19 protein-coding genes are annotated in these 18899 nt (G+C 65.5%); 8 read left to right on the top strand and 11 right to left on the bottom strand.

Annotation, left to right across the window (positions count from 1 at the left end):
* Window positions 1-57: 57 nt before the first annotated feature.
* Window positions 58-1017 (top strand): iminosuccinate reductase BhcD, encoded by a 960-nt coding sequence (bhcD, locus tag ACE3Q6_RS13500; RefSeq protein WP_374433188.1) that lies wholly within the window; start codon window positions 58-60, stop codon window positions 1015-1017.
* A 141-nt stretch (window positions 1018-1158) separates the two neighbouring features.
* Window positions 1159-2133, top strand: coding sequence for a type I glyceraldehyde-3-phosphate dehydrogenase (locus tag ACE3Q6_RS13495; protein ID WP_374433185.1), 975 nt, complete (start codon window positions 1159-1161; stop codon window positions 2131-2133).
* Window positions 2134-2300: 167 nt separating this feature from the next.
* On the opposite strand, the gene ACE3Q6_RS13490 is transcribed toward ACE3Q6_RS13495, so the two are convergent.
* A complete protein-coding gene (locus ACE3Q6_RS13490) occupies window positions 2301-2873 on the bottom strand; it encodes an N-acetyltransferase family protein (protein WP_374433183.1) in 573 nt (190 codons plus the stop codon).
* 139 nt (window positions 2874-3012) lie between these two features.
* On the opposite strand from ACE3Q6_RS13490, the gene ACE3Q6_RS13485 reads away from it, so the two are divergent.
* Entirely contained in the window at window positions 3013-3366 is a 354-nt protein-coding gene (locus ACE3Q6_RS13485) for a cupin domain-containing protein (RefSeq protein WP_374433180.1), read from the top strand.
* Here ACE3Q6_RS13485 and ACE3Q6_RS13480 read toward each other — a convergent pair.
* Window positions 3359-4567, bottom strand: a complete 1209-nt coding sequence (locus tag ACE3Q6_RS13480; RefSeq protein ID WP_374433179.1) for a DUF2235 domain-containing protein — start codon at window positions 4565-4567, stop codon at window positions 3359-3361. The two genes, ACE3Q6_RS13485 and ACE3Q6_RS13480, sit on opposite strands and share 8 nt — an antisense overlap.
* Before the next feature lie 273 nt (window positions 4568-4840).
* Between ACE3Q6_RS13480 and ACE3Q6_RS13475 the strand changes: the two genes are divergently transcribed.
* Window positions 4841-5254, top strand: coding sequence for a TadE/TadG family type IV pilus assembly protein (locus tag ACE3Q6_RS13475; protein WP_374433178.1), 414 nt, complete (start codon window positions 4841-4843; stop codon window positions 5252-5254).
* 1 nt (window position 5255) lies between these two features.
* Window positions 5256-6749: a pilus assembly protein TadG-related protein gene (locus tag ACE3Q6_RS13470; RefSeq protein WP_374433176.1), complete on the top strand. Its 1494-nt coding sequence runs from the start codon at window positions 5256-5258 to the stop codon at window positions 6747-6749.
* 45 nt (window positions 6750-6794) lie between these two features.
* Here ACE3Q6_RS13470 and ACE3Q6_RS13465 read toward each other — a convergent pair whose 3' ends face one another.
* The 6 genes from ACE3Q6_RS13465 to puuE form a co-directional block, all read right to left on the bottom strand.
* A complete protein-coding gene (locus ACE3Q6_RS13465; RefSeq protein ID WP_374433174.1) occupies window positions 6795-7571 on the bottom strand; it encodes a potassium channel family protein in 777 nt (258 codons plus the stop codon).
* 137 nt (window positions 7572-7708) lie between these two features.
* Window positions 7709-8578 carry an alpha/beta fold hydrolase gene (locus ACE3Q6_RS13460; protein WP_374433172.1) on the bottom strand — a complete coding sequence of 290 codons (870 nt, stop codon included), beginning with the start codon at window positions 8576-8578 and terminating at the stop codon, window positions 7709-7711.
* Between the two features lie 115 nt (window positions 8579-8693).
* Window positions 8694-10181, bottom strand: a complete 1488-nt coding sequence (locus ACE3Q6_RS13455; RefSeq protein ID WP_374433170.1) for a nucleobase:cation symporter-2 family protein — start codon at window positions 10179-10181, stop codon at window positions 8694-8696.
* Between the two features lie 84 nt (window positions 10182-10265).
* Window positions 10266-10739, bottom strand: a complete 474-nt coding sequence (locus ACE3Q6_RS13450) for an ureidoglycolate lyase (protein ID WP_374433168.1) — start codon at window positions 10737-10739, stop codon at window positions 10266-10268.
* A gap of 76 nt (window positions 10740-10815) precedes the next feature.
* Complete coding sequence (locus ACE3Q6_RS13445; protein ID WP_374433166.1) at window positions 10816-11655, bottom strand: bifunctional allantoicase/(S)-ureidoglycine aminohydrolase; 840 nt, start codon at window positions 11653-11655, stop codon at window positions 10816-10818.
* Complete coding sequence (gene puuE / locus ACE3Q6_RS13440; protein ID WP_374433164.1) at window positions 11652-13067, bottom strand: allantoinase PuuE; 1416 nt, start codon at window positions 13065-13067, stop codon at window positions 11652-11654. Before puuE ends, ACE3Q6_RS13445 begins: the two co-directional genes overlap by 4 nt.
* Window positions 13068-13214: 147 nt before the next feature.
* On the opposite strand from puuE, the gene uraH reads away from it, so the two are divergent.
* Both uraH and ACE3Q6_RS13430 read left to right on the top strand, forming a co-directional pair.
* Window positions 13215-13568 (top strand): hydroxyisourate hydrolase, encoded by a 354-nt coding sequence (uraH, locus tag ACE3Q6_RS13435; protein ID WP_374433161.1) that lies wholly within the window; start codon window positions 13215-13217, stop codon window positions 13566-13568.
* Window positions 13569-13674: 106 nt separating this feature from the next.
* A complete protein-coding gene (locus ACE3Q6_RS13430; protein WP_374433158.1) occupies window positions 13675-15171 on the top strand; it encodes a DUF2125 domain-containing protein in 1497 nt (498 codons plus the stop codon).
* A gap of 77 nt (window positions 15172-15248) precedes the next feature.
* On the opposite strand, the gene ACE3Q6_RS13425 is transcribed toward ACE3Q6_RS13430, so the two are convergent.
* Window positions 15249-16166 carry a LysR substrate-binding domain-containing protein gene (locus tag ACE3Q6_RS13425; protein WP_374433156.1) on the bottom strand — a complete coding sequence of 306 codons (918 nt, stop codon included), beginning with the start codon at window positions 16164-16166 and terminating at the stop codon, window positions 15249-15251.
* 118 nt (window positions 16167-16284) lie between these two features.
* Between ACE3Q6_RS13425 and ACE3Q6_RS13420 the strand changes: the two genes are divergently transcribed.
* A complete protein-coding gene (locus tag ACE3Q6_RS13420) occupies window positions 16285-17517 on the top strand; it encodes a urate hydroxylase PuuD (protein WP_374433153.1) in 1233 nt (410 codons plus the stop codon).
* A 41-nt stretch (window positions 17518-17558) separates the two neighbouring features.
* Here ACE3Q6_RS13420 and ACE3Q6_RS13415 read toward each other — a convergent pair whose 3' ends face one another.
* Window positions 17559-17963 carry a GFA family protein gene (locus ACE3Q6_RS13415; protein WP_374433151.1) on the bottom strand — a complete coding sequence of 135 codons (405 nt, stop codon included), beginning with the start codon at window positions 17961-17963 and terminating at the stop codon, window positions 17559-17561.
* Window positions 17964-18015: 52 nt separating this feature from the next.
* Window positions 18016-18834 (bottom strand): sulfotransferase family protein, encoded by an 819-nt coding sequence (locus ACE3Q6_RS13410; RefSeq protein ID WP_374433149.1) that lies wholly within the window; start codon window positions 18832-18834, stop codon window positions 18016-18018.
* Window positions 18835-18899: the final 65 nt, after the last annotated feature.

Below are 18899 nucleotides of genomic sequence, written 5' to 3'. Positions count from 1 at the left end.
ACGGGGGTCCGGGGGTGTGAAACCCCCGGTCCAACGCCTGTCGCAAAGGACCGCCCCATGCTCATCGTCCCCGAGGCCCTGATCGCCTCGCTCGTCACCCCCGAAGACGCCTTCCGCGCGGTCGAGGCCTGCTTTGCCGCGATGGCGCGGGGCGAGGCCTACAACTTCCCCGTGGTGCGCGAGGCGCTGGGCGAGGGGCGGCAATATGGCTTCAAGTCCGGCCTCGACCGGGCAGGGGGGCAACTCGGCGTGAAGGCCGGGGGGTATTTCCCGGGGAACGCCGCGAAGGGGCTGATTAACCACCAGTCTTCGGTCTTCCTGTTCGATCCCGACACCGGGCGCCCCGTGGCGATGGTGGGGGGAAACCTTCTGACGGCCCTCAGGACGGCGGCGGCATCGGCCATCGCCATCGACCGGCTGGCCCGGCCGGAGGCGCATGTTCTGGGCATTGTCGGCGCGGGGCATCAGGCGGGGTTCCAGCTTCGCGCCGCCGCGCGGGTGCGGCGGTTCGAGCGGGTGATCGCCTGGAACCTGCACCCGGAGATGCTGCCGAAGCTCGGCGCGGTGGCTGCCGAACTGGGCCTGCCGTTCGAGGCGGTGGACCTGCCCCGGATGCGCGAGGCCGAGGTGATCGTGACCATCACCTCGTCCCCCGCTGCAAGTCTTCTGGCCGAGCACGTTTCACCCGGCACGCACCTGTCCTGCATGGGCACGGACACCAAGGGCAAGCAGGAGGTCGACCCGGCCCTGGTCGCCGGTGCGTCGGTCTTCACCGATGAGGTGGCGCAGTCGGTCACCATCGGCGAGGCGCAGCACTCGGTAGGGGCGGGGCTGATGGATGCCTCAGCCATCGTGCCGCTGGGGGATGTGTTGATCGGCAAGCACCCGGGGCGGCGGACAGGGGACGAGATCACGCTCTTCGACGGGACGGGCGTGGGTTTGCAGGACCTTGCCGTGGCGGCGGTCGCGGTCCAGCTCGCACGGGAGCGGGGCCTCGGGATCGAGGTCGGGGTCTGAGCGCCGATTTCTTCGAAGAAATCGGACCGGAGTTTTCGAAAACTCCGGGGCGCCCGGGCCGGATTGTGCGGGGAACAAGATGGCCGTTGAAGCCCTCACGCGGCCGTGGTGAGACTGCGCCGGACGGGGCGGGAGTGCGCGATGCGGGTCTTCATCAACGGGTTCGGGCGGATCGGGCGGTCGGTGCTTCGGGCCTTCCTGCTGGACCCCGGGAACTGGCGGGGCCTGGAGATCGTCGGGATCAACGAAATCGCGGCACCCGAGATGTGCGCCTATCTCTTCGAGTACGACAGTGTCTTCGGTCCCTGGCGTGGATCGGTCTCGCTGGAGGGCGGGGCGCTTGTCGTCGATGGGCGGCGGGTGCCGCTTCATCGGACGGCGGACCTCTCGACGCTGGATCTGGCTGGCGTCGACCTCGTAATGGAATGCACCGGCCGCGCCGAGGCGCGGGAGGTGGCGGAGCGGGGGCTGCGCGCGGGGGCGGGGCGGGTGCTGGTCTCGGGGCCGTCCGGGGCGGCGGATGTGACGGTCGTGCTCGGGGCCAACGAGGGGGTGCTGGGCGACCAGAGGGTCGTTTCGAACGCTTCCTGCACGACGAATGCGCTGGCTCCGCTGGCGAAGCTGATCCACCGGAACTGGGGGATCGTGACGGGGTCGATGACGACGGTCCACTGCTACACCGGCAGCCAGCCGACGGTGGATGCCCCGGCCGCCGACTATCCGAGAAGCCGGGCGGCGGCGCTGTCGATGGTGCCGACCACGACCTCGGCGGCGCGGCTTCTGGACGGGGTACTGCCCGAGATCGCAGGGCGGATCGTGGCGCAGGCGGTGCGGGTACCGGTGGCCTCGGTCTCTTGCGTCGACTTCCATCTGGTGACCGAGAGGCGGCCCGATGTGGAGGAGGTCAATGCGGTCTTCCGTGCGGCGGGGGGCGTGATCGGGGTGACGGACCGGCCCTTGGTCTCGACCGACCTGCGGGCGCGGGCGGAGTCGGTGGTGATGGCCTGCCCGGAGACCAAGGTCTCGGCCGGGGGGATGCTGCGGGTCTTCGGCTGGTACGACAACGAGTGGGGGTTTTCCAACCGGATGCTGGACATGGCGCTCCGGATGGCGTGACCTGTCCACGGTGGACAAACGCCGGGACGCCTTTGATTCCAAGGGCTTGGCCGCGGACGTTAGGGATTTGGAAACCTTGCATTTCCGCCCTGCCGGACCGCTTGTCGGGATCCTGTTCCTCCTCGCGCGACTTCCGACGGACAGGCGAAGGCGAACGAGGAGGTGGGTCAGAGCGCCTTGGTGAAGAGGATCCACTCGGAGGCGTCGACGTGCCAGTCCTCTTTCACAACGGGGCGGCGGGCCACTTCGGTGAAGCCTTTCGCACGATAGAGGCGCAGCGCATCCTGGTGGGTGTCCTCGGCGATCAGACTGATGGTGCTGCGACCCAAGGCGCGGGTCACCTCTTCGGCCTTGGCAAGCAGCGCCGAGCCAAGGCCCTTGCCGCGATGCTCGGGATAGGTGGCAAGCACGTTCAGATACCAGGACCCGGGGGCCATGTTCTCAAGCTCGATCAGCGGGACGAAAAGCGGCTGGGTGTCGGGCGCGATGGGTTCGGGTTCAAGCGCGGCGGGGTAGCCCAGCAGGCAGGCTGCGACCTGACCATCGACTTCGGCCAGCCAGGCGTTGCGGAAGGAGAAGTTGCCCGTTTCGCGGGCAGCGCGTTCGCGGCCAAGCGCGATCGGGTCCCCGTCCGGACCGACGGTCTTCTTCCAGAAATGCAGCGGGAGGTCGTCGGCAGCCATGTTGATGAAACGGACAAGGTGGTCGGCGTCGTCGGCACGTGCTTCGCGGATCAGCATGGGTCCCTCTCTTGGTTGCAGTGGATGAAGCAGAGCGCGTGCGGTCGTGCAAGGCGGAAACCGACGCGGAATGGCGCGTCCCGGCCTTGCGCGCTGCGGGGCACGGTCCTACCAAGGATCAACGACAGGGAGACCCGCCATGACCGACACCGTATTCCGCTTTCCCGCACCCGGACCCGAGCCGATGACGACCGACCTGGAAGGCTGGGTGAAGACCGAAGGGACACCGTCGATGAAAACCTGGGTCCAGCATACCAGCGCGGATGGCAGCGTCATCAGCGGCACCTGGGAGGCGACCCTGGGCAGCTGGCACGCGTCCTACAAATTCTACGAATTCGTCCACCTGATCGAGGGGCAGATCACCATCACCCCGGACGGCGGCCAGCCGGTGACGCTGCGCCCGGGCGATGCCTTCGTGGTGGAGCCGACCTTCAAGGGCACCTGGACCATCGAAAAGCCGGTCCGCAAGCACTTCTGCATCAAGCTCAAGTAGTCCAGAACTTCGTTCCGGGCCGGGGTTTGTCCGCGGCGTCGAAATGCGGGTGCAGGTTTTTCGGCGCGTATTTCGCCCGCCTGCGGGTCTTGACCCTGTCGTCGGGCGAGGTGAGGCCAAGCTTGCCGAAGCGTTCGGCCACGCTCCAGTGGATCATTTCGTTGATGGTCTTCAGGGGCTTGCCGCTTTTGTCGAGCGGTCGGTAAAGCCGTTCGAAGAACTCGACCGCCACGTCCTTTTCGCAGACGCTGCGGATCGTCGGCGTCAGGCGATCCTTGACCGACCAGCCTTCACGTGGGTCATGGGTCGGTCCGAGGACGTTGATCGCGGCGGGTTCGGGCAAGAGGCCCGGCGTCGCTTCGTCCACCTGAAGGCCGGCGGACTTGGCCCGGTCGATCATCCACAGAAGCGGGATGTCGGCCAGCTCGCGGTCGGAAAATCCGCCGCCCACGTCGGCATGGCTGCCCGCGAACCAGACCTGTTCGATGGTGGACCCCGGCGGTGCGGTCCCGGTCCAGAGGGTGGGCACGAATTCGTCGCGGTATTCGTCGATCGCCAGCGCCTGTGCACCGTGTTTGACGATCCGCGAGGGCGAGGTGTCGTGAAAGCCGTGGACGAGGCCCGAAAGCTCGCCCAGGAAGCCGACGGGGATGCCTAGCGCGCCGACCGTGTCCCAGACGCCCAGGAAATTTACCACGACGTCCTCGTGGGTCTCGATCTTGCGGCTGGCGTAGCGGCGGACGAAATCCTGCGGCGAGCGCTTGCGGAAGTCGCGGTAATAGGACCAGGCGGTGGAGAGGTGCTGGAGGCTTTGCCGCTTCAGAAGTCCGGCAGAGCTGAGAAGCCCGGTCAGAGACCGCGCGGCGAAGGCGCCACGGGAATAGCCAAAGAGGAAGATTTCGTCCGCCGGAACGTCGCGGCCGCGTTCGTCCTTGTGCGCGGGCACGTAGTTCTGCGCGAGGAAGAGATAGGCGGTGCGGATGATGTCCTCGGTCCCCGAGCCCGTCGCGCCGGCCACGAGCCGTTCAAGGCGCGATCCGCTGGTTCCCACGCCCCGCAGGTAGATGCAAAGCTGGGGGACCCCGTCATCGCCGGAATTGGCACGGACAGCGCGGGAGAGACGGACGACGTTCGTTTCGGCCCGTTCGCTGTCGGCCGCGTTCCAGGTGCCGTCGAAACACACGACAAGGCGCTTGTGCATGGCGGAAATCCCATTGTTGAAAAATCATCGTCAGTCGGCGGATCCAAATGCTGCCACCAGGCGGAATGCTGCCTGCGCCCACCTGGGCTGTCAACGATCTTCGAGGGGATTTGCCCCGAAGTGGGCCGCCAACCCATGGATAATATTAACTGAATATGAATGAGCGGTTATTCGCCGATTAAGCAAGCTTTGTGCACAGTCCTAATCCTACGGTTGTGTGCGATTCCCCAGTTCCGGCGTGTACACCGAAACCCCTCATACTCTGGTGATATCATGCTCGACCACGTTCATCGTCGTCCGAGAAACATTCGGTCGTTCCTGACCTCTACCGACGGGACGGCCACGATCGAATTCGTCATCCTCTTTCCGCTCTTCACCACGCTTCTTCTTCTAGTGGTCGATGCCAGCATGCTCTTCCTGCGGCACACCGCGCTGTTGAACGTCTCGCGCGACACGGCGCGGATCGTCTCGCGCCATGCGATGTCCGCGGCGGAGGCCAAGGCCTTTGCCGAAGCCTTTGCCAGCACGCCCAATTCCCCGGCCACCGCCGAGATCATCATCCAGAACGACCAGGTGATCGTCCGGGTAAGCACGGATTCGCGGGCGACCTCGCCCTTCGGGATCATCCCCATCGCGGTTGGCGACAAGCTGGTCGCGCGCGCCATCAGCAGCCTGGAGCCCGTCTGACATGTCCATTCAGCATCCAATCCGGACCTTCCTTGCCCGGGAAGAGGGCAGCATCTCGGCCTTCGCGCTGGCGGCGCTGGCCGTGTTCTGCATGTTCCTGGGGCTTGCCATCGACGTGACGAACGTCCACCGGCAGAAAGAGTTCATCACGGTCGCCGCCGATGCGGCCGCCCATGCCGGCGTCGTGGCGATGGCCGAGGAGAAGCTGCCCTCGGACATCCAGGCCGTGGCGCTTGCGACGGCCGAGACCAATGCTCCGACCACCCTGATCGGCAAGACGACCCTTGGGCCAAGCGATGTCGAGCTGGTCCGCTTCGATCCCAAGACCCGCACTCTGGTGGCGGGCGAGCCCAACGCGGTGAAGGTCACGCTGCACCGCGACAGTTCCGTGGGCAACCCGGTGACGACCTCTCTCCTGCGTTTCGCGGGCGTGAAGACCTTCGAGTTCACGGTCACCAGCGTCGCCTACTACGGCCCGCCGGGCAATTGCGTCTCCTCGGACGGGATCTACGCCAAGGGGCGGGTCACGCTGACCTCGGGCAACCGGATCGGCGGCAGCTACTGCGTGCACAGCCAGACCGACGTCTGGATGCCGCAGACCAACTACTTCGAGGAAGGGGCAGGTCTGTCGATGCCGGACCTGGCCGATTGCGGGACGAAGTGCTTCGATTCTGCCAATCCGGGGGTCGAGGATGCGAAGTTCGAGATGAACCTCGACCTGATGCCGGTGGCCGATCACATCGCGATGGTCTCGGCGGCGATGCTGGCGACGACCTCGGAACTGAAGTCCAACTTCTTTGCCGACAAGACGCTGGCTGCGAACCTGACGCCGCTGGTCGATGCGAAGATCATGAACCTCGCCGCCACCAAGAAGCTGGTGAAGGGGTCTGTCGTCACGCTGACTGCGGCTCAGTACAACGAGCTGATGTACCTGACCAAGGGCAACCTGCCGACCGGACTGGTCTACAACGTGGATTGCCGGGACAAGGGCAACGGGCCGGCGACCTGGATCTCGATCGGGGGCAGTGTCGACCGCAAGGACGCAACGCTTGCAACCAGTGCGACCGAGACGGTCCGCCAGGTGGCGCTGATCACCGATTGCGGCTTTGACGTCGGCAGCAACGCGCGGATCGACGCGACGCTGGCAATCAGCACGCGGGTGTCCACCTCTTCGGTGCTGAAAGCCTCGTCCGGGGCGATCGTGGGCGACCCGCAGCGCAACTGCGACATCTCGCGCAAGGTCTATGTCATGACCATGAGCGGCATCAGCGTCAGCGCGGACTTCACCGCCTCGAACGTGGCGCTGATCGTGAACGGTGACATCAACGTCGCCGCCAGCAGCTCGTCATCCACGGTCGAGCACAAGGGCACGAGCTTCCACGCCGAGGGCGAGGTGCAGATCCCGGCCAACCATAGCTTCAATGGCTGCCTCGAGGATTACAGCGGCCTGATCCCAAGCAGCCGGACGATCAAGTTCGTAATCCCGAAAGCGTGACGGAAGCGGGGCGGGGCCGGAAGGCCCCGCAGCCGCACCTAAAGGTCAGTCCAGCCCGTCGTCGGGGATGTTCAGCACGGTGCCGCAGGCCTTGCAGTGGACGGCGTCGTGATCGTGACGGCGAAGCCCGCAGGTCGGGCAGGGAAAATGCGCCTTGGGCGGGCGGAAGATCACCTGGATCAGCCGCAGGAACAGGCTGATCCCGCAGATCATGATGACGACCGACAGAAGCTTGCCGCTGTTGCCCACCAGGGTGATGTCTCCGAAGCCGGTCGTCGACAGGGTGGTCACGGTGAAATACAGCGCATCGACATAGTTGGTGATCTTGTCGTTCAGCCCGTATTGCGTCTGGTAGACCAGCGCCGTCATCGCGAAGATGAAGATCGCCAGGTTCAGCGCCGCCCGCAGGGCAAGTTCGTTGCGGCGGAAACCGGGCACGTCGTCGCGCAGCTGGTCCAGCGTCTGTGGCGAGTGGAAGACGCGGTAAAGCCTCAGGACTCGCAGGAAGGCAAGCCCCTCGCCCCAGATCGGGAAGAGGAGCGAGATGATGACCAGGACGTCCGCCACGCCCCAGAAGCTGAGAAGGTCCTTCACCGGCCGGCGCGAGATGAAGAGGCGGGCCATGAAATCGATCAGGAACACCACGCCGATGGCGACGTCGATCTGGATGTGGTGGGGGCCGCGCTGGAAGAAGGAAGACGTGATGAGCCAGGCGACGGTCAGCAGGTCGAAGGCAAGGAGCGCATAGCGGAAGCGGTCTCCGGTCTGGCCTTCGCCTTCGTAGAGCGTGCGGAGGCGGGAGCGGAGCGTTGCTTCGGTCATCGGGGTCCTGCTGCGGCCGGTCGGGGCAAGACTAGCCGGGCAGCGGCGGGCTGTCAGGGGGGAAAGCGGGCGCTCAGAACGCCAGGGCGACCTGACCAGCCGCCTTGGGGAAGATGGCTCTGCCCGGACCCGGGCCGTCAGGGGGCATCGAGGAAGGGCAGGATGCGGGCGGCTACCTGGTCGGGGATTTCCCAGAACATGTTGTGGCCGTAGCCCGGATAGGCCTGGTACTCGGCCTTGGGATAGGCGGCACGGACGGCCTCCTGGCTGGTTGCGTCGAAGAAGCCGTCCTGATCGCCCCAGAGGATCAGCACCGGCTGGTTGACCTTCGGCGCGACCTTGCCCAGGTCCATCGCGGTCAGGCCCTGCAGGACCCCCATCCAGGCGGCGCGTGGGGTGGCGGCACTTTCGGCCCTTTCGCGGTCGATGAACTCGGCGGGGACGGGGTTGGGGTTCCAGTACCAATCCAGCATGAACTGGCTTTGCGGGTCGATGGTGTCGGGCAGGCCGGGGACATTCGCCCAGAGCCAGTCGGTCGCGGCGGCCGGCATCTCGACCGCGGTGGAAATGAGGACCAACCGGCGGACCTTTTCGGGGTGCCATGCGGCAAGGGTGGCGGCGGTGACGGAGCCCATCGAATGGCCGATCACGTCGGCCTGGGGCAGTCCCAGCGCGTCCATCGCCTGCGCCACGTCATGCGCGAGGCTGTCCGGGCCGTAGCAGCAGGCGGGGGCCGCGGTGCCGCCGTGGCCGCGCAGGTCCAGCATGATGAGCCTGCGGTTGGACAGATGCGGCGCCAGGAGCGACCAGCTGCGCGAGTTGTCGGTGTAGCCGTGCAACAGAAGCGTCGGCGGACCGGCGGGATCGCCCGCCTCGACATAGGTCATCGCCAGGCCGTCCGCGGTGGTGAGCGTCTGCCGTGCCTCGGGCCAGGTTTCCTGGGTCGGAAGGTCGGCCAACGCGGCAAAGGGCAAAAGGCAAAGCGCAAGCGTGGCGAGGCGGATCATCGGCGGTTCCTTCCCTTGGAAGGCTTGACCCTAGCGGGCGGCGGGCCATGCGACAATGTGGAAAGACGTGAGCGGAAAGGCGGGGTCCAAATTGGCCCCGCCTTTCCCTGTGGCGTCAGTGCTCGGCCTTCGAGGCGGCGGCCTTGATCGCGTCGGTCTGGTCCTCGGTGCCGTTGAAGAAGGCGTTGAGGATCACGGCGGTGATCGAGGCGAGGAGGATGCCGGATTCGATCAGCGGGTGGATGTCGTGGGGCATCCACTGCTTGAAGTTCGGAGCCACGAGCGGGATCATCCCCATGCCCACCGAGACCGCGACGATGAAGAGGTTGTTTCGGTTCTTCGAGAAATCCACGCCCGCGAGGATGCGGATACCGGTGGCGGCGACCATGCCGAACATCACAAGGCCCGCGCCGCCGAGGACCATGGTGGGGACGGATTCCACGAGCGCGCCCATCTTGGGGACGAGGCCCAGGACGATCAGGATGATCCCGCCTGCGACGCAGACGAAGCGGCTCCTCACGCCCGTGACGCCGACAAGGCCCACGTTCTGGCTGAACGAGGTGTAGGGGAAGGTGTTGAAGATCCCGCCGATCAGCGTGCCAAGGCCGTCGGTGCGCAGGCCGGAGGAGAGCATCGGTTGCGTCACGGGCTTGCCGGTCATGTCGCCCAAAGCCAGGAACATGCCGGTGGATTCGATCATCACGACGATCATCACCAGCGTCATGGTGACGATCATCACCAGGTCGAAGGTCGGCATCCCGAAGTGGAAGGGCGTGATCAGGCCGAACCAGGCCGCATCGCCGACCTTGTCGAAGCTCATCTTGCCAAGCGCCACGGCGATCACCGCCCCGATGATGATGCCGAGAAGGACCGAGATGTTGGCGACAAACCCCTTCGCAAAGCGCGCGATGAGAAGGATCGAGATCAGCACGATGGCCGAAATGCCGATGTTGCCCAGGGGGGCATAGGCCTCGTTCATCATGGTGGGGGCCGGGGCGAATTTCGGCGGCAGCTCGGGGACGCCGGTGACGGTGCCGGCGGCCGCGCCCTCGGTCACGGCTTTCAGCCAGTCGGCATGGGCCGGATCGACGATCATCGGCGCGGTGGGGCCGACGGGGTTGCCGAAGATCCAGTTGATGCCGATCCGCATGAGGGAGACGCCGATCACCAGGATGATCGTGCCGGTCACCACGGGCGGGAAGAAGCGCAGCATCCGGGAAACGAGCGGCGCGATGATGATCGAGATCACGCCGGCGGCGATGATCGCGCCGAAGATCGCGCGCGCCCCGTCAGGCCCCGGGGTGGCGTTGGCCATGGCGACCATCGGGCCCACGGCGGCGAAGGTCACGCCCATCATCACGGGCAGCTTGATGCCGAACCACTGGGTTGCGCCCATGGACTGGATCAGGGTGACCAGGCCGCAGACGAAGAGGTCGGCCGAGATCAGGAAGGCGACATCCGCCGGTTCCAGCTTCAGCGCGCGGCCGACGATGAGGGGGACGGCGACAGCGCCGGCATACATGACGAGAACGTGCTGGAGGCCGAGGGTGAAGAGTTTCGGCGGGGCCAGCACCTCGTCCACGGGGTGGACTTGGGTGGTCATTGTGAGAGGTTCCTTTTCCCTTGGGGCCTGTTGGTATTCGCGCCGTCTGCGCATCGCCCCGTGATGCGCTCCGGTTAGGGGCCCTTACGGGGCCAGGACCGTCCACGGTTCGGTGAAACGGTGTTCTTCCAGGTTCGGGGTCGTCCCGATGCGGTCCACGACGGCGAAGAGGCCGGGGGCGGAGAGGGGGGTGAGGACGCCGTGCCAGGTGCCGCGGTGGAGGTTGATGCCCTGCGCGCCGTTGGTCAGGAAGGCTTGCGGCGGGGCGTCGGGTGAAGCGGCGACGATGACGAGGAAGGGGTCGGCGGTCATCGGGATGAAGGCTTGGCTGCCCTCGGGATGGCGTTCGATCAGGTCGAAGCTGTAGGGGAACGACCGCGGTTCGGCCTGGAAGATCGAGATGCCGGCGCGGGCATCGCCGAAGTCCAGCCTGGCGCGGTCGTGGTGTCGCTTGCAGAGGCCGGCGTTAATCAAGCGGTGGTCGCCGGTCGCGTCGAGGACATCGCCGAACGGGGCGAAGGCCTTTGCGGTGAGGGAAAGGGGGCGCAGGGTTCTCACGCCTGGTGCCCCCGCGTCGCGACAGAGCGGGGGCCAGCCCCCGCACCCCCGGGATATTTGTGCAAAGATGAAAGGCTCATCGGGGCGGACCGAAGGCGCCGGGGCCGCGCAGCTTGGCGTGGCGGTTGACGTCCTTGTAGAGGAGGTAGCGGAAGCGGCCGGGGCCGGCGGCGTAGCAGGCCTGCGGGCAGTAGGCGCGGAGCCACATGAAGTCTCCCGCCTCGACCTCGACCCAGTCCTGGTTCAGCTTGTAGACGGCTTTCCCTTCAAGGACATAGAGGCCGTGTTCCATCACGTGGGTTTCCTCGAACGGGATCACGCCGCCGGGCTGGAGAGTGACGATGTTCACATGCGCGTCGTGGCGGAGGTCATCGGGTTCCACGAAGCGCGTGGTGCCCCAGCGGTTCTCGGTGTCCGGCATCCAGCGCACCGGAACGTCGCGTTCGTTGATGACGAAGGCTTCCGGGGCGGGCACGCCGGGGGCCGGTTCATAGATCTTGCGAAGCCAGTGGAAGCGGGCGGGTTGGCTGCCTTCGGCGAGCAGCGTCCAGCGCGCGCCGGCGGGGATATAGGCGTAGGAGCCCTCCTCCATCTCGTAACCGGTGCCGTCGATCGTCACCGTGGCAAGACCGCCGGTGAAGAACAGCCAGTGTTCGGCCCCGGTTTCGGCGTCCGGCGCGTCGGAGCCGCCGCCGGGGGCGACTTCCATGACGTATTGGCTGAAGGTCTCGGCAAAGCCCGACATGGGGCGGGCGATCATCCAGAGCTTGGTCTTCGTCCAGCCCGGCAGGAAGCTCGTCACGATGTCCGAGAAGCAGCCCTTCGGGATCACGCAGTAGCTGCCGGTGAAGACCGCACGCTGGGTCATGAGGGCGGTTTGTGGGGGAAGCCCGCCGGGCGGGGTGTAGTAGCTCATGGCAATTGGTCCTTGAGGCGCAGTTCGGCAATGCGTTCCACCTGACGGCAGGCGGTGGCGAATTCCGTGGCGGTGTCATTGTTTATGCGGGTCTGGAAGGCGTCGAGGATGGAGGCCTTCGTGTTGTCGCGGACGGCGATGATGAAGGGGAAGCCGTGCTTTGCGACATACTCTTCGTTCAGCCGCTGGAATTGGCTTCGCTCTTCGTCAGTCAGGGCGTCGAGGGCGGCGGAGGCCTGTTCGGCGGTGCTTTCCGGCGTCAGGCGTTTCGCGGCGGCGAGTTTCCCGGCGAGGTCGGGGTGGGCCTTGAGGACCTTGAGCCGTTCCTCGGGGGAGGCCGACCGGAAAATGCGGGTCAGGGCGTTGTGAAGGCCCGTTGCGCTGTCATGCGCGGGGCCGAGTTCCAGGTCGAAGGCCCGGTCGGCGACCCAGGGGGAGTGTTCGAAAATGGAACCGAATTTCTGGACGAAGCGTTCGCGCGTCATCTGCGACGGGCGCTCGAAGCGTTTGTGCGGATGGGTGTTTTTCCAGTGCTCGGCGATGTCGATCCGGCGCGGGAACCAGACACCAGTATGGGATCTTGCATAATCAAGGAAGCGCTTCAGGCCCGCGATCTTGCCGGGGCGGCCGATCAAGCGGCAATGGAGGCCGATCGAGTACATCTTGGCCTGGCCCGCCTCGCCTTCGGCATAGAGCGTGTCGAAGCTGTCCTTCAGGTATTGGTAGAACTGTTCCCCGGTGATGTAGCCCGGCGCGGTGGCGAAGCGCATGTCGTTGGCTTCAAGCGTGTAGGGGATCACCAGCTGGTCATGGTCGCCATATTCGCGCCAGTAGGGCAGGTCGTCGTCGTAAGTGTCTGAAATCCAGGCGAGTTTCCGGGTCTCGGCGGTCAGGCGCACGGTGTTCATGCTGCAGCGGCCGGTGTACCAGCCCTGCGGCGGCTCGCCCACGACTTCCTCGTGCAGGCGGAAGCTTTCAGCGATCTGGCGGGCTTCCTCTTCCGGCGGCATGTCGCGGTGGTCGACCCATTTGAGGCCGTGGGACGCGATCTCCCAGCCCGCAGCCTTCATCGCGGCGACCTGTTCGGGGTTCCTCGCGAGCGCCGAGGTGACGCCGTAGATCGTGACGGGGATGTCCATCCCGGTGAACAGGCGGTGCAGCCGCCAGAACCCCGCGCGCGCGCCGTAGTCGTAGATCGATTCCATGTTCCAGTGGCGCTGGCCGGGCCAGGGGGCGGCCCCGGCGATGTCGGACAGAAACGCCTCGGACTGCGCGTCGCCGTGCAGGATGTTGTTCTCGCCGCCCTCTTCGTAGTTCAGCACGATGGACACGGCGATCTTCGCCCCGCCCGGCCAGCGGGCGTCGGGAGGGTTCTGGCCGTAGCCGCGGAAATCTCGGGGGTAACGGGTCACTGGAAAGGTCTCCTTTGGCGCGAGACTAGGGGAGTTTGGTGGAAGATATTTTCAGGATTTCACGAAAGGTCATATGCGATGAAGGCCGGGTCGCCTGACGGCGGGTTTCGTGGTCAGATAAGTGGCAGACGAATGGAGGGATGACGAATGGGACGGCTGTCGACGCATGTGCTGGACACCGCGAAGGGCAAGCCCGCGGCGGGGGTCAGGATCCTGCTGTACCGCATCTCCGGGCAGAGTCACCGCAAGGTGAAGGAAGTTGTCACCAATGCCGACGGACGGACCGATGGGCCGCTTCTGGAAGGCGATGCGCTGGAAGCGGGGAGCTACGAGTTGGTCTTTCAGGCAGGCGACTATCTGCGCGCCAGCGGTCAGGCGGGCGAAGGCGTTCTTTTCCTTGACGAAATTCCCATCCGATTCGGGGTTCCGGACGCCAGCCAGCACTACCATGTGCCGCTTCTGATCTCGCCCTTCGGCTATTCGACCTATCGGGGGTCCTGAGCAAGATCGTTTCCTGCCCCGAAAAGGTCGTGAAAGCGTCACTTGCGGTTCCCGCGCGACAGGTCTTATGTGTCCGGGAAATTTTTTCGGATGTAGGGAGAACCGCATGTTTCGGATGAAGAGCTATTTGGCCGCTCCGGCCATTGCCATTTTGCTGTCGGGCACCGCCCATGCCGCGCTGACCGCGGATCAGGTGTGGCAGTCGTGGAAGGACGCAGGTGCCAAGGTCGGCCTGACCATTTCGGCCGCGACCGAGAACAATGCCGGCGGCGTGCTGACCCTGAACGGGGTGTCGATCGGTGCCGAAGGCGCCCCGGCGCTGACGATTTCGGACATGACCATGACCGAGCAGTCGGATGGTTCGGTCGCCATCGCGCCCGGCGCGGACATTGGCGTGACGATGACCGGGGACACCGAGGGTTCGGTCAAGGTCACCCATGACGGCCTGACCATCACCGCGCGCGAGGCCGAGGGCGGCATGGCCTATGACTATGCGGCGGCGAAGCTGGACGTCGACTACAGCACGACCTATGCGGGCGTCTCCTTCGACGGCTCGGAAGCGCCGGACGTGACCTCGTCGGGCGACGTGAGCCTGGCCAACGTCTCGGGCACCTATTCCGACACCCCCGGCACCAACCGCACCTTCGGCTGGACGCTGAAGGCCGACACGCTGGCCTATGGCACCAGCGCCGATGATCCGGGGATGGAGATGAAGACCTCCTCGACCAGCGAGACCCAGGGCATCGACATGGCCCTGACCTTCGCGCTGCCCTCGACCATCGCGCTGACCGCGCTGGAGACGCCCGCCGATTTCGCCACGGCGCTGAACGAGGGGCTGGCCTTCAACCTGACCACCAAACAGGGTGCGTCCGCGGGCACGATGAAGCAGGAAAGCGCCTTCATGCCGATGGACCTGACGATCAACGCCGGCGGCGGCGAGGGGTCGGTGGTGTTCAACAAGGACACCTTCTCGGCCAAGTCGACGGGCTCGAGCCTGGAGATCGCATCGGCGCCCGGCATGATGCCGGTGCCGCTGCAGGTGACCTCGGGGCCGATGCAGTTCGACTTCACCGTGCCGGTGATCGCGGCGACGGCGGCGGACTATGCGCTGGTGCTGAAGCTGGCCGATTTCAGCCTGAACGAGGAAGCCTGGGCGATGTTCGACCCGAATGCGGCGCTGCCGCGCGATGCGGCGCAGATCGCCATCGACATCTCGGGCAAGACCACGATGGACCTGCCTGCGCTGATCGCGGCCGAGGAGACGGGCGTGCCCTACACGCCGGCTCCGGAAAGCCTGAACATCACCGAGCTGGGCCTGCAGGTCGCGGGCGCGTCGCTGGCGGCGACCGGGGCCTTCACCTTCGACAACTCGATGGGCATCCCGATGCCGCTGGGCGAGGCGAACGTCACCGTGACCGGGGCCAATGCGCTGATCGACGGGCTGATCGCCACCGGCCTGATCAGCGAGGATGACGCGATGGGTGCCCGGATGATGATGGGCATGTTCATGGTGCCCGGTGCGAATCCCGATGAGCTGACCTCGAAGATCGAGGCCAAGGAAGGGATGCAGATCCTGGTGAACGGGCAGCCCCTGCCGATGTGATCCGGCATCCGGGTATGGAATGGGGCGGGGCTTCGGTCCCGCCCTTTTTCGTTCGGGCGGTGGGCGGATTGCCCACCCTACGATTGCGTGGCACGTCGAAGGTCGTCGCGGATCTGCGCGGCCATGTAGTCGGTGAAGAGCTGGACCTTGGGATCCTTGAGCCTGCGGTGCTGGCTGAGAGCGGAAAGCTGGATCGGCAAGGGCGGCGTGGCGGTGGCCACGGGAACCAGCGCGCCCGAGCGCAGGTGCTCGGCCACTTCGAACACCGGCTTCAGCACGATCCCGCGTCCGTCAAGTGCCCAACCAGTCAGCACATCGCCGTCGTCGCTTTCGAACGGCCCGGTGATCTCGAACCGGCGGGGGCCGTCGGGGGTCTGGAGCGTCCATTGGAATTCCTTCGCGCCGGGGAAGCGGAGGTTCAGGCAGTCGTGGCGGTCGCGGACCAGGGCCTCTCCGTCCGCGGGCATTCCGCGTCGGGCGATGTAGGCGGGCGCGGCGCACAGGATGCGGGGGCAGTCGGAGATGGTGCGGACCTTGAGGGTCGAGTCCTCCAGAAGCCCAAGGTGGAAAGCCACGTCGATGCCTTCGGCGACCACGTCGATCCCGCGGTCACTGAGGCGCAGGCGGACATCGATCTGGGGGTAGAGGTCCTTGAAAGCCGGGACCCTTGGCGCGATGAGGCGGCGGCCGATGCCCAGGGGGGCCGCGACGAAGATCGTCCCGCGCGGGTTTTGCGTGACGTCCATGACGGCGGCTTCGGCCTCGTCGATCGCCTCCAGCACGCGGCGCGCGCCGTCATAGAAGATCCGGCCGTTTTCGGTGGGCTGGAGCGAGCGCGTGGTCCGGGAAAAGAGCCGGACGCCGAGATGCTTCTCCAGCTCGGAGATCCGGGCCGAGGCGACGGCGGGCGAGGTGCGCTGGTCGCGGGCGGCCGCCGACATGCTGCCCAATTCATAGACGCGGACAAACATGCGGATGTTGTTCACGTAGGACATTCTTCGTCGGTGCTTGAAAGTGATGCGGGCTTTCGATGGATTAACAGAAAGGTGCCGCGCAGGATAGCGTTTCCACAAACAGGGCGGGCGCAGATGCCCGAGCGGAGGCGAGACACGAATGTATGACTGGGTCGTCTTGTGGGAATGGGTCGAGATCGCGGCGCGCTGGCTGCATGTGATCACCGCCATCGCCTGGATCGGGTCGAGCTTCTACTTCATCGCGCTGGACCTTGGCCTGCACCGGGACCGGAACCTTGCCAGCGGAGCCGATGGCGAGGAATGGCAGGTCCACGGCGGCGGGTTCTATCACATCCAGAAGTACCTGGTGGCCCCCGCGGCGATGCCGGACCACCTGGTGTGGTTCAAGTGGGAAAGCTATGCGACCTGGCTTTCGGGCTTCGCCATGCTGGTGCTGGTCTACTACCTCGGCGCCGAGATGTTCCTGATCGACCCCACGGTGATGGAGCTTGAGGTCTGGCAGGCCGTGGCGATCTCGCTGGCTTCGCTGGCCTTCGGCTGGGTGGCGTACAACACGCTCTGCAAGGTCTTCGTGAACGCGAACCAGACCGTGCTGATGGTGGCGCTCTTCGTGGTGCTCGTGGGGATGGCCTGGTTCTACACGCAGGTCTTCAGCGGCCGGGCGGCGATGCTGCATCTGGGGGCGTTCACGGCCAGCATCATGTCGGGGAACGTGTTCTTCGTGATCATGCCGAACCAGCGCGTGGTGGTGGCGGACCTGAAAGCGGGCCGGAAGCCCGACCCGAAATACGGCAAGATCGCCAAGCAGCGGTCGACCCACAACAACTACCTCACGCTTCCCGTCGTCTTCCTGATGCTGTCGAACCACTACCCGCTGGTCTTCGCGACCGAGTGGAACTGGGTCATCGCGAGCCTCGTCTTCCTGATGGGCGTGACGATCCGCCACTGGTTCAACACCAAGCACGCCCGGAAGGGGAACCCGCACTGGACCTGGTTCGTGACGGTTCTTCTGTTCCTGGCCATCGCCTGGCTGTCGACCGCGCCGATGCGCAGCGTGGACGGCGAGGCGAAGCTGCAGGGCGCTGCGCTGGTCTATGCCTCGGCCGAGGGGTTCGAGGACGTGGTCGGCATCGTGCAGGGTCGGTGCAGCATGTGCCATGCGGCCGAGCCGGGGTGGGAGGGCCTCTACTGGCCGCCGAAGGGCGTCGTGCTGGAGACGCCCGCGCAGATCGCACATGAGGCGCGGCGGATCTACCTGCAGGCCGGCGTGAGCCATGCGATGCCGCCGGGGAACCTGAGCTACATGGAGCCGGAGGAGCGGGCCGCGATCGTGGACTGGTTCCGCAAAGCGGGGACGCAGGACCCGGTGTAAGGGCCAAATTTCTTAAGTAAGAAATTTGTCAAAATCCTTGCTTAAGGATTTTGGTACCCCTCGGATCGGCCACTCTCCAGCCGGTCCTGGTCGTAGTGCCGCATCCCCTCGAACTCGGGCAGCCAGCTTTCGCGACGGATCACCCAAAGCTCGTAGGTCGGGCGGAACTGGTCGGGGGCGTCGAGTGCGCCGAGGTTGACCTCGACCTCGTCGCCTGACCGGCCAAAGACGGAGGAGCCGCATTTCGGGCAGAAATAGCGGCCCTCGTAGACACTGGTCTCGCCCTCGATGGCGACGGCGGTGTCGTGGAAGATCGCCGAGGCATGGAACAGCGCGCCGTGATGCTTGCGACAGTCAAGGCAGTGGCAGATGCCGACACGGAACGGCTGTCCCATCGCGGTGATGCGGACCGCGCCGCACAGGCAACCACCGGTGACGTGCTCCATAAACCGCCCCCTTGTCTGCTGCGACGTAGAGTGGGCGGACCGCCCGCCCTCCCTAATCGCCCAGCTTGGCGTGAACCTCGTCGAGGTCAACCGGACCCTTGGGCATCTTGTTCCCGGGGTTGTCGAAATCGTAGCGGAAGAGCTGGAAGTCGCGCTTGTAGATTTCCCACATGAGGTGCATCGACAGGTCGTCGAAATAGGCCTCGACCGGGTGGGCGCGTTTCGGTCCGTGGCCTTCGCTTTCGTTGAAGCGGGGGATCGCAGCCAGGTCGATGGGATGCGGCGTCTGGATGTTGTCCAGCACCACCTGCATGCCCGGATTGAAGTCCTCGGTGAAGAAGATGTGGTTGTAGCGTCCGCCGTTGACGATGAAGGTCGAGACATGCCCCGCCATTGCCGACCAGTGGATGTCGGGTTCCATCGGTTTCTTCCAGCGGATCGTGTCGCGGGCGAACAGGAGGAAGCGGCGGAAGCTGGCGATCTGGTCGAACTCCTGCTTGCCATCGTCGCCGCCGACTTCGATCCCGTATTTCTGGATCAGAAGCGGCACCAGGTTGCCGCGGTAGCGCCGGCCATTGCGCTGGATGCCGCAGATCTTGTCGAAGAACGAGGACAGGATGCGGGTGTAGGGGTTGCGGACACAGGTGAAGGCATAGACCTGGTGGCCGCGGACCGCGCGTTCAATGCTGGGCTGGCTGTGCTCTTGCGCCCACTTGTGCAGGCCGGTGGTGGAATCGTGGATGTCCCCGTCGAAGAACCGGCCGTGGTCGGAGTAGTACATGATCTGCCCGATGGTCGAGCAGGCGCATTTGGGCACCACCCGGTAGACGACGCTTTCGCTTTCGGTCATCCAGGTTCCGGGAAACCCCATTTGCGAAATGTCCTCCTGCAGCGCACTGCCATTAACGCGGATCAAACCAGTATCAGGGCAATCAA

The organism is Tabrizicola sp. (assembly GCF_041913445.1).
In the GTDB taxonomy this organism is placed as follows: Bacteria; Pseudomonadota; Alphaproteobacteria; order Rhodobacterales; family Rhodobacteraceae; genus Tabrizicola.
Note: the sequence above shows the minus strand (reverse complement) of the source record. Positions and strands in the feature narration are given on the sequence as shown.